Annotated in this window: 13 protein-coding genes; 2 read left to right on the forward strand and 11 right to left on the reverse strand. The window is 40.2% G+C overall.

Annotation, left to right across the window (positions count from 1 at the left end; genetic code table 11):
- Positions 1 to 21: 21 nt before the first annotated feature.
- Genes ppaX through hprK form a run of 4 tightly spaced genes read right to left on the reverse strand, consistent with a single transcriptional unit; the run spans position 22 to position 3,542 of the window.
- The gene (ppaX, locus tag FPQ13_RS03505; protein WP_144087933.1) at positions 22 to 663 is read right to left on the reverse strand and encodes a pyrophosphatase PpaX; all 642 of its coding nucleotides are present in this window, start codon (positions 661 to 663) and stop codon (positions 22 to 24) included.
- On the reverse strand, positions 660 to 1,607 hold the full coding sequence (locus FPQ13_RS03510; RefSeq protein WP_144087934.1) for a nucleoside recognition domain-containing protein: 948 nt from the start codon (positions 1,605 to 1,607) through the stop codon (positions 660 to 662). Before FPQ13_RS03510 ends, ppaX begins: the two co-directional genes overlap by 4 nt.
- Positions 1,608 to 1,641: 34 nt before the next feature.
- Entirely contained in the window at positions 1,642 to 2,565 is a 924-nt protein-coding gene (gene lgt / locus FPQ13_RS03515; RefSeq protein WP_144087935.1) for a prolipoprotein diacylglyceryl transferase, read from the reverse strand.
- A gap of 38 nt (positions 2,566 to 2,603) precedes the next feature.
- Positions 2,604 to 3,542 carry an HPr(Ser) kinase/phosphatase gene (hprK, locus tag FPQ13_RS03520; RefSeq protein WP_144087936.1) on the reverse strand — a complete coding sequence of 313 codons (939 nt, stop codon included), beginning with the start codon at positions 3,540 to 3,542 and terminating at the stop codon, positions 2,604 to 2,606.
- Between the two features lie 180 nt (positions 3,543 to 3,722).
- On the opposite strand from hprK, the gene FPQ13_RS03525 reads away from it, so the two are divergent.
- The gene (locus tag FPQ13_RS03525) at positions 3,723 to 4,574 is read left to right on the forward strand and encodes a YrhK family protein (RefSeq protein ID WP_144087937.1); all 852 of its coding nucleotides are present in this window, start codon (positions 3,723 to 3,725) and stop codon (positions 4,572 to 4,574) included.
- A gap of 76 nt (positions 4,575 to 4,650) precedes the next feature.
- Here the strand turns inward: FPQ13_RS03525 and FPQ13_RS03530 are convergent, their stop codons facing one another.
- Together FPQ13_RS03530 and FPQ13_RS03535 are read right to left on the reverse strand one after the other, a co-directional pair.
- On the reverse strand, positions 4,651 to 5,007 hold the full coding sequence (locus tag FPQ13_RS03530) for a phage holin family protein (RefSeq protein ID WP_144087938.1): 357 nt from the start codon (positions 5,005 to 5,007) through the stop codon (positions 4,651 to 4,653).
- 16 nt (positions 5,008 to 5,023) lie between these two features.
- Positions 5,024 to 6,109 carry a DUF4097 family beta strand repeat-containing protein gene (locus tag FPQ13_RS03535; RefSeq protein WP_144087939.1) on the reverse strand — a complete coding sequence of 362 codons (1,086 nt, stop codon included), beginning with the start codon at positions 6,107 to 6,109 and terminating at the stop codon, positions 5,024 to 5,026.
- Positions 6,110 to 6,286: 177 nt separating this feature from the next.
- Here FPQ13_RS03535 and FPQ13_RS03540 point away from each other — a divergent pair, with 177 nt between their 5' ends.
- Positions 6,287 to 6,730, forward strand: coding sequence for a hypothetical protein (locus FPQ13_RS03540; RefSeq protein ID WP_144087940.1), 444 nt, complete (start codon positions 6,287 to 6,289; stop codon positions 6,728 to 6,730).
- Here FPQ13_RS03540 and bshB2 read toward each other — a convergent pair.
- From bshB2 to FPQ13_RS03565, 5 genes are all read right to left on the reverse strand, one after another.
- A complete protein-coding gene (gene bshB2, locus FPQ13_RS03545; protein ID WP_144087941.1) occupies positions 6,727 to 7,410 on the reverse strand; it encodes a bacillithiol biosynthesis deacetylase BshB2 in 684 nt (227 codons plus the stop codon). The two genes, FPQ13_RS03540 and bshB2, sit on opposite strands and share 4 nt — an antisense overlap.
- A gap of 26 nt (positions 7,411 to 7,436) precedes the next feature.
- A complete protein-coding gene (locus FPQ13_RS03550) occupies positions 7,437 to 7,790 on the reverse strand; it encodes a YojF family protein (RefSeq protein ID WP_144087942.1) in 354 nt (117 codons plus the stop codon).
- Between the two features lie 29 nt (positions 7,791 to 7,819).
- Positions 7,820 to 10,681 (reverse strand): excinuclease ABC subunit UvrA, encoded by a 2,862-nt coding sequence (gene uvrA / locus FPQ13_RS03555; RefSeq protein WP_144087943.1) that lies wholly within the window; start codon positions 10,679 to 10,681, stop codon positions 7,820 to 7,822.
- 6 nt (positions 10,682 to 10,687) lie between these two features.
- Positions 10,688 to 12,667, reverse strand: a complete 1,980-nt coding sequence (uvrB, locus tag FPQ13_RS03560; RefSeq protein ID WP_144087944.1) for an excinuclease ABC subunit UvrB — start codon at positions 12,665 to 12,667, stop codon at positions 10,688 to 10,690.
- A 194-nt stretch (positions 12,668 to 12,861) separates the two neighbouring features.
- On the reverse strand, positions 12,862 to 14,481 hold the full coding sequence (locus FPQ13_RS03565) for a PDZ domain-containing protein (protein WP_144087945.1): 1,620 nt from the start codon (positions 14,479 to 14,481) through the stop codon (positions 12,862 to 12,864).
- Positions 14,482 to 14,610: the final 129 nt, after the last annotated feature.

Consider the following 14,610-nt stretch of genomic DNA (forward strand, 5'->3'; position numbering starts at 1 on the left):
CACCTCTCTATTTCACTTCGTTTATTCTTCTTCTACAAGTTTTTCTAAATCAGAAATATGCTCAAGCATATAGTGTGGATCGAATGATTGTAAAAACTCTCGGCCTTTTGCTGACCATGCTACACCGGCAGCTAACACCCCTGCATTGTGAGCCGCTTCAACGTCGTGTGAATTATCGCCGACCATCAATGTCGTCATCGGATTAGCTTTCAATTGATCCATCGCTTCGACTAATGCTTCCGGGTGAGGTTTTGCATTGTCAACATCATCCAAGCCAATAATGACGTCGAAAAATTGATCAATCTTCGTTAAAACCATTCCTTTAATGGCCGTATCGCGGAGCTTACTCGTAACGATCGCCATCTTGATGCCTTTTTCATGAAGCTTTTTAAGTGTTTCATAAACACCGTCAAACGCTTGAACTAAACGGTCATGATTTTCTAAATTATGTGCTCGGTACGTGTCCATCATCTCATCCACTTGGTCTGGACGTATCTTCATTAATGAATCACGAAGAGGCGGTCCAATGAACGCTTGAATTTCATCTTCAGTATATTCACGGTCAGCATATTGCTTAATCGTATGCTGAAAAGACCCCACAATTAAATCGTTCGTATCAATTAACGTACCATCTAAATCAAATAAAATCGTTTCTATTTTCATGTTTGAATCGGTTCCTTTCTACGTAGTTTTTTATCTCTTTCAACTCGATTCCAAATGAACGCCACCGTAATCGTCAAAATCAGTGCCGTCACTAATCGAATGAGTAACAGCGGCCATACCGGTATGCCTAGCGGAATGAAGATCAATGTATCCTCCACAACTGCGTGACACGTAACGAGGAAAATCATGACGAGATACATATCTTTTTTAGATACTTGATCTTCTTTTACCGCTTGGATCATGACACCTGCACCGTAAGCTAATCCAATTGTTAACCCTGCAACCAATGTCATTGAAGCGTTTCGTTCAACGCCAATTACTTTTGTAAATGGCGCGAGTTTCTGCGACATCCAATCCATCCAATGATTGTCACGCAACCATTGAATAACAATCATGAGCGGAATAACGATTAATGCCAATTGCAAAATGGCCAAAGTAGCTGTTTGTACAGCATTTAAAACAATCGCCGTCCAACCCTCTGGTTCGGCTTGAGAACTGATCATCCCATATTGGGCCGCTTCACTTCCGCCATTCCAAAGTAAGTTCACAAGAAACGCGGCAATCAAGGCCAAACCGACACGAACGAGTAAAATAACCCAAAACTTAATGCCGACTTTTGAAGCGACTGCTGACTCAATGAATAAGTTATGGCTAAACGAAAGCATAATCGCCATAATAAACACTTCTTTTACTGTGAAATCAAAACTGACTATGGCTGCGATTCCTGCATAAAGGTTCAAGAAATTTCCTAACACCAATGGAACAGCAGCTTCTCCGGATAAGCCAATGAATTTCATGAAAGGCTCAAGCCAGCCGATCACCATCGGCATTACTGGCGTGAACTGTAAAATCGTCACAATTAATGTAATCGGAAAAATTACTTTACCTAATGTCCATGTTAGATTTAATCCGCTAAATAAGCCCCTTTTCAACGTTCCATTCAATTGTCATGCTCCTTTTCCACATGCTGCAAGATCGTTATTTCTTCTTACCTTTTTGGTTTTTCTTTTTCACGTTTTTCTGCTTGTTCGCTTTTTTGTTTTTCGACGGACTACCTTTCTTGTAACCACCGATAGGGGTTCCATCATAGAGTTCATTCGCAAGACCTTGTTGCTTACGATAGAACATGACGATGAGCGACCCGGCAATCAATAAAATAGATACCAATTGAGCCGTACGCAGTTCAACAACGAATAAGTCGATATATAAACTATCCGTACGCATCGCTTCGATAAAGAAACGTCCGACAGAATACCAAATTAAATAATTCAAGAAAATGACGCCACGTCTTGGGTTTACTTTATATCGTAAAATCAACAATAAGACCAACACGAGCACATTCCACATCGACTCATATAAAAACGTCGGATGCATGTAAGTTCCATCGACACACATTTGGTTCATAATCCAATTGGGTAAATATTGATGAAAATTTTGATAAGCCTGTTCTGAAATTGGTCCACCATATGCTTCTTGGTTCATGAAATTTCCCCAACGCCCAAGAATTTGACCAATCAATAAGCTTGGTGCCGCAATATCTGCAATTTTCCAAAAAGATACTTCTTTTACTTTTGCATAAAAATAAGCGGTTAATACGGAAAATAATAATGCTCCGTGTATCGCGAGTCCACCCTCACGAATATCGATAATATCCATCAGTGAATTGTAACGGTCCCACTCAAACGCAACATAATAAAGTCGTGCACCGACGATTGCTGCAGGGACGGCAAAAATTAATAGATCCACGAAAAAGTCTTTATGTAGACCGAGTCGCTTACCTTCTTGAGTGGCGACAACTAATGCGATTAATGCCCCCATCATAATCAAAAAGCCGTACCAATAAATCGGTAACGAGCCGATTTCGATAAACACTCGATCATATGGCTCTTGTGTACAATACATCAAATCTCTCCTGTCTTTCTTAACTAGACGAATTGCGCTTACTCAACTTCGGTACTATCTACATCATTAAAAACGGAGTTTAAACGGTCGGAAAATTCCTCTGCAGTGTTAACACCCATTCGTTTTAGACGGAAATTCATCGCAGCCACTTCAATAATGACCGATAAGTTTCTTCCTGGACGAACTGGAATAATCGCTTTCGGTAAATCTACATCCATGATTTTCATTCGATCTTCATCAAGTCCAAGTCGGTCATACTGCTTATTTTCTTCCCATGTTTCCAAATGAACGACAAGTGAAATTCGTTTGTAATTACGGACAGCACCCGCTCCGAATAACGTCATAACGTTAATAATCCCTAACCCGCGGATTTCCAATAGATATTCAATTAAATTCGGTGGATTCCCGATGAGTGTATCATAGTCTTCCTGTCGAATCTCCACATTATCATCAGCTACTAAACGGTGACCTCGTTTGACAAGCTCCAATGCAGTCTCACTTTTACCGATTCCACTCTTCCCAGTAATCAAGACACCAACACCATACACATCGACTAATACACCATGAACAGCCGTCGTCGGTGCAAATCTTGATTCCAAGTAGTTTGTCAAACGACTGATGACACGGGTCGTTTTATGAAGCGATCGCATTAATGGCACACCTGCTTCATCAGCAACATCGATCAACCCTTGAGGAACATCTTGCCCTCGAGTAATGACAATCCCTGGTGTCACATCTGTACAAAGATTATCCATCAATTGACGCATCTCATTATTCGGAAGATCAATTAAAAACGACAACTCGGTACGGCCCATCAATTGAAGACGTTCTTTCGGATAATACTTAAAATATCCCGCCATCTCCATGCCTGGTCGAGAGATATCACTCGTTACAATTTCTCTATGTAAACCATCTTTACCGCCGATAAGCTCTAAGTTAAATTGTTCTAATAAATCACGCGTTTGCACCTTGATCATCTATGATTCCTCCAAACATTCATCCCTCATCATCATACCATTTCTTAGGAATAATCGCATAATACATGATGATTTTTTTATGATTCGAGAAAAACAATTCGCTGAAAGATGTGTAAACCCATGATTTCCGGGTAAATAATACCTATAATGAGATAACGATTTTGAAAAGGGGGCTATACGATGCTAAAGTTCATTCCCGAAATTAAAACAAAAGAAGACCCACACCGAAATCAATATGACTTAGAAATCAAAAATGGAAAATTTAAAATATACTTTACAGAAAAGTATGCCTCCATACAGTTACTTGGCGATATTGCTGTCGGTTTTTTCTTTGTGTTCGCAAGTTTAAATAACATATTTGGTGGACCTTCTATCATTAGTAACAGTGCTTATTTAATCGGGAGTCTTTCCTTGACTGTCCGACCGATTTTAAAAATTATTCGTCGTACTTGGGTTTACAATGAGAAAAAACAAAATGAGCAAGAAAAGGCAGATTATCGACAAACATACGCCACTACTGAGGAGTACAATCGTGTCAAAGATCAAGCAATTCATGTGAATGGTGAGTTTTCAGAAGATGTGCAACAAGCTTTTCTCGATCGTGGCGAGCTTAAAGATGATGGTGGTATGCAAGTTGTACGTAAAGGCGCTCACTTTGAAAGCCACACGATCGGTGGAAATATTAAACCTGATCCTAAAAACGAGCTCTCTAGCTCTGAAGAATTTGTTGAGTCGAAAGAAGGTTCAACACAAAAAGCCAGTCATTCAGAAGGACAAATTAATGTTGATCATAATGATAAAGGTAGAGAGGAACAAGAAGCGACTTCTGATCGATCACCTGACCCGAAAGAAGGACAAGAACAGAATGATCAAGAATCTGACGAAGATGATACTGGTTCCGATCGAGGCTTTTTCCATCACGATGCTAGTGACGATGATGACAGTAGCAATGAAGACGAACAATCACTTTCATTAGATCCAGATGACCGTGATGAAGAAGAAGACAATGCATCAAAAAAATCAAAAGAGTGACCACGCTTTTTTAATGGAAAAATAAAACGCTCGAACAGCTATCTTAACTGTACGAGCGTATTTTCATGGACAAAAATCAGTTCACGATATCTTTCACTAATCTTTCCAATAACATATTTAACAAGGAAATGATGAATGCCGCAAGAATTGCCCAGCCAAATCCGTCAATGATGAATGTGTCTCCCATCATCCACTGAGCAAGCATTAATGTAATGGCATTGACGACGAACAAAAACAAGCCTAAGGTGAAGATTGTAATTGGTAACGTAAAAATTAGGATAATCGGTTTTACGACAACATTTAAAATTGATAAAATGAATGCCGCTATTAATGCATAGCCGAAATGCTCAATTTCAACTGCATCAAAAAGCTCTGCAACTGCAATAATCGCAACGGCATTAAGGATAATCGATAGAATCCATTTTCGTAGCATCAAAAAACTCCTTACTTTAATCGTTTTCTTTTTTGTCGATAATTGGATTTACTTTTATACTACCTGTTTTCGTTGATAGGTCAATATCGAAATATTCACCTTCGCCATCAGTATTATGGAATTGGACTTGTTTTTTCATCAGATGTTCATCCATGTTTGTTTTCATGACATCCTTTAATTGTATATCTACATTTCCAATCGACGTATTCGCGGAACCGATCACCGGAATGTCTCCTGGCATATAAACTTGAATCGAACCAGTCATTGCTTCTACGGCTAAAGATTTGACTTGCTGGTTTCGAATATAATTTCGAACACTTCCCGTTACAACATAAATATCAAGGTCTTCCATCGAACCATCAACATAAACAGATCCCGTCGTGGCAGCCAATTTAGCTTTATTGAATTCAGCATCATCCAACTTAATTGAACCGTGCTTCGTTTCTACGTATAATGCATCACCTGTATATTGATCCATCGTAATACTACCATTGATTGTCGAAATACTCGCTTGCTCAAAATGAGTCGATAGAAATTTCATTGAACCATTCATTGCTTTAAACGAAACTTTATCATACTTTTTCTTCGGTAGATAAATAACTAATTTCGTTTGGATATTTTTATTATTCGTTTCGAATCGCAATGTATCCTCTACGAGTCCGATATTTGCATGTCGATCAAAATATTCTTCAGCTTTCTGTTGATCATTCTCCTTATAAACTTTCGCTTTACAATCAATGACAATCTCACTCGATCTAATCGGCAAAAATTCCAGCGTCGTATTGAATAAATCGAAATCTAGATGATTCACTTCGCTGACTGGAAACGTATATTTGCGATGGATATCCATTTGTTGAAAGTTAAACTCAAACGGTCCATCTTTAATCCGTTGAAACGTATCATCCAAAAAGTTCTTCACACCTTCAGTAAAACTACGAACATCTTGCTTGAATCGCTCCTGCGTATAGCCTTCCCCAGTGTTTTTCTGACGATTCTTTTCCGCCTCTGTTTCTTCTGATTCAGACAATAAGCGATCCGCTTCATCACTCGTAATTTGCCCTTCTTCTAATAGCTTTAATATTCGTTTTCTTTTTTCACTCATGACATTTTTCCTCCATTATTAAATCATCTCCATCTTATGTATATTGTAATGGATTTAGACATGAAAAGGAATCAAGCAACAGACTGAAAATTCAATAAAGAAACTCATCCTCTAGACTTAGCTTGTGATGAGGGTGTGTTGGTCGTGGATTAGGTTGCGCTGACTGTTGATAAACGCTTGCTAACTGTTGATAGACTCATTCTGACTGTCGATAAGCGCTCGCTAACTGTTGATAGACGTGTCTTAACTGTCGATAAATGCTTGCTGACTGTTGATAGAGGCGTTCTGACTGTCGATAAATGCTTGCTGACTGTTGATAGAAGCTTCCTAACTGTCGATAAATGCCTGCTGACTGTTGATAAAGGCGTTCTGACTGTCGATAAATGCTTGCTGACTGTTGATAGAAGCTTCCTAACTGTCGATAAATGCCTGCTGACTGTTGATAAAGGCGTTCTGACTGTCGATAAACGCTCGCTAACTGTTTATAGACGCGTCTTAACTGTCGATAAATGCTTGCTGACTGTTGGTAGAGTCGCTCTGACTGTCGATAAACTCCGAATAACTCCTCAAACTAAAAAGAAGTCGCTGAAATTTAGCGACTTCCTATCGTTAAATTACTAATCAAAGGTAACCGTATGATACGTTTCATATTGAAAATAACGTAAAGCGAGATCAAATTCACTGAGCTCTTCATTCCCTTGACGTACCTTTTGTAGCATGCCGTCAATTTGGCTTTTGTGTGCTTTCAACGCATTCAGTTTCTTTTGGAAGACATCTTTTGTATCAATAACAATATCAGGGCTTCCTAATATTTCTTGGTGATCATTTGAAATGGCGTTTGCCCATACTTCCGGACGTTTGTCTGGATCCATATCTCGGATTGCACGGAAAGCTGCACGACCCATCGCATTGTGGTCGGGATGGACAGCATAAGGTGGATAAAAAGTGATCACCAAGGAGGCATCCAATTCCTCAATTCGCTTTCGAAGATCATCAGCTACTACTTGTTCATCTTCAAATTCCATTGTTTTATCTCGATAGCTGAGCATTTGTAAATCCATATCAATCTCTTTACACGCATTAATCAGTTCTTGTTTACGAATTTCAGGTAGCGTTTCGCGGTTTGCAAAAAATGGACTGCCCATGTTTCGTCCCATTTCACCGAGTGTCCCACATAGATATGTGACTGGAACACCTGCTTCTCTAAATTTCACGACGGTTCCTGCCGTTCCAAATGATTCATCATCTGGATGAGGATAAATCACGACGACATGTTTATGTTTGCTGTAATCAATTTCCATGAGACCCCTCCTTTTTGTACGTCATTTTAGTAGTTAAATGGTGTTTCGCTCAGCTGCATGGCGACCATGAGGCGACCGTCCGCGTCATGACCTGCCATCAGCAATTGATTGTTTTCATTGAATTCAAAGTCGGTTAAGCCTTCTGCATAGATCCAACCAATCTCATGTTTGAGACCGACGCGATAAGCACCTTCTTGCTCGACGATTTTCCCTTGCGTATAAGTGATTTGCGCATTTCGAACATAGGCTCCTACATTATAAGCGTTGGCATCAAAGTGTTTGGCGTAGGCACCATTTGTTGTTTCAACATGTACATACACCGGTTTGTTCGTCCATTGGTCAAGATAATCTTGTACTTTGTTCAATTCAATTGATTTCATATCCAATCCTCCAACTGCTATTGCTTAGATTATTTCGATGGTTCCAATAGCTCTTTCATACGCTTTCTGTCTCTTTCCAAAATCGGCTTCAAGTATTGACCCGTATGCGACTCTTCGACCTTGGCTACTTCTTCTGGTGTTCCTGTAGCAACGATTTGACCGCCGCCATCTCCGCCTTCAGGACCTAAGTCGATTAAATAGTCAGCGACTTTAATGACATCTAAGTTGTGTTCAATAATCAAAACGGTATCTCCATTATCGACCAGTCGTTGCAATACGTTAAGCAGTTTGGCGATATCTTCCGAATGAAGTCCTGTTGTCGGCTCATCTAAAATATAGAATGTTTTACCGTTCGATCGTCGATGCAACTCACTGGCTAGCTTGACGCGCTGCGCTTCGCCGCCTGATAAAGTTGTTGCCGATTGGCCTAATCGAACGTAACCTAAACCGACGTCATAAATCGTCTGTAGCTTCCGTTTGATTTTCGGAATGTTTTCGAAAAACTCAAGTGCTTCCTCAATACGAAGATCAAGCACTTCGGCAATATTTTTTCCTTTATATTTCACTTCCAACGTTTCACGGTTGTATCGTGTTCCATGACATACTTCACATGGAACATAAACATCCGGGAGGAAGTGCATTTCAATTTTAATGATTCCGTCACCTTTACAAGCTTCACAACGCCCACCTTTGACGTTAAAACTGAAACGTCCTTTTTGATAGCCGCGAATTTTCGCTTCGCTCGTATCCGCGAATAAATCACGAATATTATCGAAGACACCTGTATAAGTCGCTGGATTTGAGCGTGGTGTACGACCGATCGGTGATTGATCGATATCAACGACTTTTTCCAATTGCTTTAGCCCAGTTATTTTATCATGTTTACCTGGCTTTGCTTTCGCTCGTTGTAACTGCTGAGCTAACGACTTTTGTAAAATGCCATTGATTAATGTACTTTTACCCGAACCGGAAACACCTGTGACAACATTCATAACACCGAGCGGAATGGATACGTCAATATTTTTTAAATTATTCTCCTTGGCACCTTTAATGCTAACCATTTTGTTTTTATTTATTTTTCGACGCTCTGCAGGTAGATGGATAAACTTTTTACCGCTCAAATACTGACCAGTTAATGATTTTTCATTATCCATGACGTCTTTCGGAGGCCCACTGGCAACGATTTCGCCACCTTGAGCTCCTGCACCTGGTCCGATGTCAACTAACCAATCGGCTGCAAGCATCGTATCTTCATCATGCTCGACGACGATTAACGTATTATCCAAGTTACGCATTTGCTTGAGTGTTTCAATTAAACGGTCATTATCTCGTTGGTGTAATCCAATCGATGGCTCATCTAACACATACAGTACGCCGGTTAGCGCTGAACCGATTTGTGTCGCTAAACGAATCCGTTGAGCTTCACCACCGGACAGCGTACCTGCCGAACGAGATAGTGTTAAATAATTCAACCCGACGTTTTGCAAAAAGTGCAGTCGGTCGTTAATTTCTTTTAAAATCATCTGAGCGATTTGACGATCTTGCTCAGACAATGTTAGTTGTTGAAACCAATTTAATGAGTCGGTAACCGAAAAGTCAGTGACTTCGGAAATATGCTTTTGATTAATTTTAACGGATAGTACTTCTTCAGATAAACGATAGCCATCACATGTCGGGCATGTATGCTCTGCCATATATTTACCCATCAATTCACGCGTAAAGCTTGAGATCGATTCATGATAACGACGAGATATATTGTTGAGTACGCCTTCAAAGAAAATTTGATTCTCACGCACTTGGCCCTGCTCATTTTTATAACGGAATTTAATTTTTTCGTCTCCGCTTCCATTCAACACAATATCCATATGCTCTTTCGGTAAGTCTTTGACTGGCTTTTTCATATCAATGCCAAAATGTTTACATACACTTTTTAAAAGCTGTGGATAATACTGTGAAGACACCGGTTGCCAAGCTGCGATTGCACCTTTCTGTAATGAAAGATCCCAGTCTGGAACAACTAAATCTAGATCCACTTCTAAGTTGGAACCGAGACCATCACATGTTTTACATGCACCAAACGGACTGTTGAACGAAAACAATCTAGGCTCAAGTTTCCCAACTGTGAAACCACAGATTGGGCATGCTAGATTTTCATTAAATTTCATTTCATCGCCGTCGATTAAATCAACAATCACTTGACCTTCACCAAGCTTTAGCGCCGTTTCCATCGAATCTGCAAGTCGACTTTCGACACCTTCTTTGACGACAATCCGGTCGATGACGACTTCAATTGAGTGCTTTTTATTTTTTTCTAGCTCGATTTCCTCAGAAATTTCTCGCATCTCACCATCAACGCGTAGACGGATATATCCTTCTTTTTTCAAATCAGCTAATACTTTTTTATGCTCACCTTTTCGATCAGAAATCACTGGTGCAAGAATCTGAATTTTCGTCCGTTCTTCTAGCTCCATCACTTGATTGACCATCTGTTCGACAGATTGGGCACTAATTTCAATGTCGTGTCGCGGACAGATTGGTTTCCCGACTCGCGCGTACAGCAAGCGGAGATAATCATAGATTTCCGTAACGGTTCCAACCGTCGAACGCGGGTTACGACTCGTCGTTTTTTGGTCGATGGAAATTGCCGGTGAAAGCCCTTCGATCACATCGACATCTGGCTTATCCATTTGACCGAGAAACTGTCGCGCATAAGCGGAGAGGGATTCCACATAGCGGCGCTGTCCCTCTGCATAAATCGTATCAAACGCTAAAGAAGATTTTCCTGACCCAGATAGACCAGTCATAACGACTAATTTATTTTTTGGGATTTTCACACTAACATCTTTTAAATTATGCGCACGTGCTCCTTGGATGGTAATCTCTTTTGTCATTTACGCTCATCCTTCCACTTTCAGTTCCAACAACGCATCGCGTAGTTCCATCGCTTTTTCGAAATCTAGCTCTTTTGCTGCTTGTCGCATTTCTTCTTCCATTTGATCGATAAGCTTCTGTTTTTCCTCTTTCGATAAATTCGAATACTCGGAGATCAATTCAGCTTGCTGATCGTCCTCTGAATCATACGTCGCGCGAATGACATCGCGGATTTCTTTCTTGATTGTTGTCGGTGTAATGCCGTGCTTCTCGTTATAGGCCATTTGCTTCTCACGGCGGCGGTTCGTCTCTTCTATCGCTGTTTGCATCGAGTCTGTCATTTTATCAGCATACATGTGTACTTGCCCGTTCTCGTTACGTGCAGCACGACCTGCCGTCTGAATTAATGAACGTTGAGAACGTAAGAAGCCTTCCTTGTCTGCATCCAAAATAGAAACGAGCGACACTTCCGGAATATCGAGTCCTTCACGTAGCAAGTTAATACCGACAAGAACATCATATTTTCCTATACGTAGATCACGGATAATTTGAATCCGCTCCAACGTTTTAATTTCACTGTGTAAATAGGCCACTTTAATACCCATTTCTTGCAAATAATCCGTTAAGTCTTCAGACATTTTGATTGTTAATGTAGTGACCAATACACGTTCATTTCGTTCAATACGTTTATTGATTTCACCGATCAAGTCATCAATTTGTCCTTTGCTCGGTTTGACGGTAATTTCAGGATCCAACAAACCTGTCGGACGAATGATTTGCTCAACCATTTTTGGTGTATGCTCAAGCTCATAAGGACCAGGTGTTGCTGAAACATAAATCGCTTGGTCTACATGCTTCTCCCATTCCTCAAATTTCAGTGGACGGTTGTCCAAGGCGGAAGGAAGACGGAAGCCATGCTCAACTAGTGTCATTTTTCTCGCACGGTCTCCATTATACATTCCACGAATTTGCGGCAATGTAACGTGTGATTCATCGATGACCATCAATGAATCATCCGGAAAATAATCGAGTAATGTATAAGGTGTCGCACCTTCCTCACGCAACGTTAAATGGCGTGAATAGTTTTCAATTCCTGAACAAAAACCCATCTCACGCATCATTTCCAAATCATATTTCGTACGTTGCTCAAGTCGCTGCGCTTCAAGAAGCTTTCCTTGCTCTTCAAATTTCGCCAGCTGTTCTTCTAGCTCTTTTTCAATATTTTTAATGGCAATTTGCATCTTTTCATCTCTTGTGACGAAGTGGGATGCTGGAAAGATTGCTACGTGGTCACGATCACCGATAATTTCACCAGTCAGTGCATCCACTTCACGAATCCGGTCAATCTCGTCACCAAAAAACTCAATCCGTATACAATGTTCTTCACGCGAAGCTGGAATAATCTCTACGGAATCCCCGCGTACACGGAATGTACCGCGTTGAAAGTCGATATCATTTCTTGCGTATTGAATGTCGACGAGATCACGCAATACTTCATTACGCTCTTTTTCCATGCCGACACGAAGCGATAAGACTAATTCCCGGTATTCCGTCGGGTTACCTAACCCGTAAATACAAGAAACACTAGCAACAATCAATACATCTTGCCGTTCAAACAATGCAGATGTTGCCGAGTGACGCAATTTATCAATTTCGTCATTGATGCTCGCGTCTTTTTCAATAAAAGTATCAGAGCTCGGAACATATGCTTCCGGCTGATAGTAATCGTAATAACTCACGAAATACTCGACAGCATTATTCGGAAAAAATTCTTTAAACTCACTATATAATTGTCCCGCCAATGTCTTATTGTGAGCAATGACAAGGGTTGGACGATTGATTTCTTTCACAACATTCGAGACAGTGAACGTTTTTCCCGTTCCTGTTGCTCCTAATAACGTTTGATGTTTTTGTTTCTTTTCAATTCCTTTAACCAACTGTTCGATCGCTTGTGGCTGATCTCCCTCTGGCTGGAACTCCGAAAATAACTCAAATTTTTGACCCAAACACATCATCTCCAAAAATAATTTCAATAATCTATTTTAACATGTCACGAACAAAAGTTCTATTGTAGTGACTTGGCCATTCTATGACTTAAGAATATTTTCTTCTGTACATTTTTGCAAAGAATGTGATGTCAAAAATTTTCCATAAAAAGAACGAAGCTTTACTCCGTAATGGAATAAAGCTCCGTACCGATTTATTCATTCTTTTTGTCGTCTTCATTGCCACGAAGCTCTTCAATCAATGACATCAATTCATCTTCATAGAGGGCTTTTTCATTAATTTTATTCTCATGGTTTTTCGGTTCTTCAATTTTTTCTTGTTCCGTATGTCTTGGTCCCGTTAATCGATCTGCTCGCTTATTCGGAACGTCCAGTTTTTCTTGTGGTGATTCTTCTGGTGACTCGAGTTGATTTTGTTCATCAGAATCGCTCTCCAAGAAATCCAGAAATGAATCATTCGATTGTTCGATTTTCGGCTGGTTCTCTGCTTCAGATCTTTCCAGTTTATCTTGATTGTTCCACTCTGTTGAAAAACGTTCAGGTGAGTCGGCTTGATGGTATTTTTGCTGGTTTTTTTCTGTCGCTGAGACGACTTCATCTAAATCAATCTCTTCAGTAAGATTCGGTTGTAAGCTAAACTTCGGCTTTTCTTTAACAAACACCAAGCCTAGTTCATGACGTTCATTTTGATAGATTGGACGTTGTACGAATCGAATCTCCCCATCCAAATTTTTCACTGACAACTTACAATACGTTTGATTGACACGCATAATCTCATAAAATTCATGTTCATTACTCACCGGCTGATCATGAACACGAACAATTTTTTCACCGACAACTAAACCCATTTCATCTGCAGGTGAGTGAGGAATGATCCCGACAATCTTGATTCCATCTGGTTGTGGACTATAAATCGAGCGTTTTCCGGACTCGCTCACAAAAGTTGCCCACTGAATGACAAGGCGTCCAACAACCGCGACTCCGAGAAATACATAAACCCACTCCGGATAAATATATAAGCCAACTGCTAAAGCCACCAATAAAATGAATAACAGCGTAAGTTTTTTCGCTAGTTGCTTGGCTCCATGGTCACTCAATGTGCTATGAAATCGTTGCTGAAAACCGATAATAGCCGGGAATAACATGAGGCTAAACGTTGTGGAACCCATTTCAAACATCGGCCACCACGGTAACCACTGCTCGAGTTGTAATGCTGTTCCTTGAATTGGAACAAAAAATGGGACAAACATCAATCGTTTTGCAGAGTGGAATCCGACAAACTTTCCGCGGTCACTTTTTTCTAAACCAGGGAATGTTCGTGAGCGTTTCGTCGTTGCCACTAATATAATTTCCGCCAAAAATAGAGCGAGCATTATATAGCTAACAAAAACAAGGTCGACAGCATAAATCGCGTCTGAAATTGTTTGATTAATAATCGTCACATCAAAAAAATTCAATAGCCATATCGTTATTGCAGAAATCCCGACTGTATAGATCGGCGACAGTAAACGCGTTTGGTTGAACAACAGAAATAGAACCGTAATGGCAGATACGAACAGCATCCATTCATAACTAATCAATCCGCCGGCCAATAAAATTCCGCCAGAAAGAAGTAAGCCAAATAACAATCCTGTTAACCAAGTTCCCTTCCATTCTGCCGTCATTTCAAAAATTCGATGGCCGAACTGCTTACGTTCCTTTTCAATTCGTTTATACCCTGTCCAAAACGCAAAGATTATGGCTGCATATAAAAGAGGTTGCCATGTCACACGTAAAATTCCTAATCCGATCTCAACCAGCCAATCCATCCACACGTTCAATCCCTCACTCTCTCTAAGAAGCAACATCGTTCATTAAAATATATATTTGAACCCTCAAAACAGTTCTTCGTAAAATTTCGTAATACCATTACATTTCGTCAAAACTAGTGTTTAATCCTGCAA

The organism is Allobacillus salarius, from assembly GCF_007559425.1.
Lineage (GTDB): Bacteria > Bacillota > Bacilli > Bacillales > Alkalibacillaceae > Allobacillus > Allobacillus salarius.

What these genes read in the sequence shown, in the direction of transcription:
- ppaX (WP_144087933.1), bottom strand. Translation starts at nt 663, where the DNA reads ATGAAAATAGAAACGATTTTATTTGATTTAGATGGTACGTTAATTGAT.
- lgt (WP_144087935.1), bottom strand. Translation starts at nt 2,565, where the DNA reads ATGTATTGTACACAAGAGCCATATGATCGAGTGTTTATCGAAATCGGC.
- hprK (WP_144087936.1), bottom strand. Translation starts at nt 3,542, where the DNA reads ATGATCAAGGTGCAAACGCGTGATTTATTAGAACAATTTAACTTAGAG.
- FPQ13_RS03525 (WP_144087937.1), top strand. Translation starts at nt 3,723, where the DNA reads ATGCTAAAGTTCATTCCCGAAATTAAAACAAAAGAAGACCCACACCGA.
- FPQ13_RS03530 (WP_144087938.1), bottom strand. Translation starts at nt 5,007, where the DNA reads ATGCTACGAAAATGGATTCTATCGATTATCCTTAATGCCGTTGCGATT.
- FPQ13_RS03535 (WP_144087939.1), bottom strand. Translation starts at nt 6,109, where the DNA reads ATGAGTGAAAAAAGAAAACGAATATTAAAGCTATTAGAAGAAGGGCAA.
- bshB2 (WP_144087941.1), bottom strand. Translation starts at nt 7,410, where the DNA reads ATGGAAATTGATTACAGCAAACATAAACATGTCGTCGTGATTTATCCT.
- FPQ13_RS03550 (WP_144087942.1), bottom strand. Translation starts at nt 7,790, where the DNA reads ATGAAATCAATTGAATTGAACAAAGTACAAGATTATCTTGACCAATGG.
- uvrA (WP_144087943.1), bottom strand. Translation starts at nt 10,681, where the DNA reads ATGACAAAAGAGATTACCATCCAAGGAGCACGTGCGCATAATTTAAAA.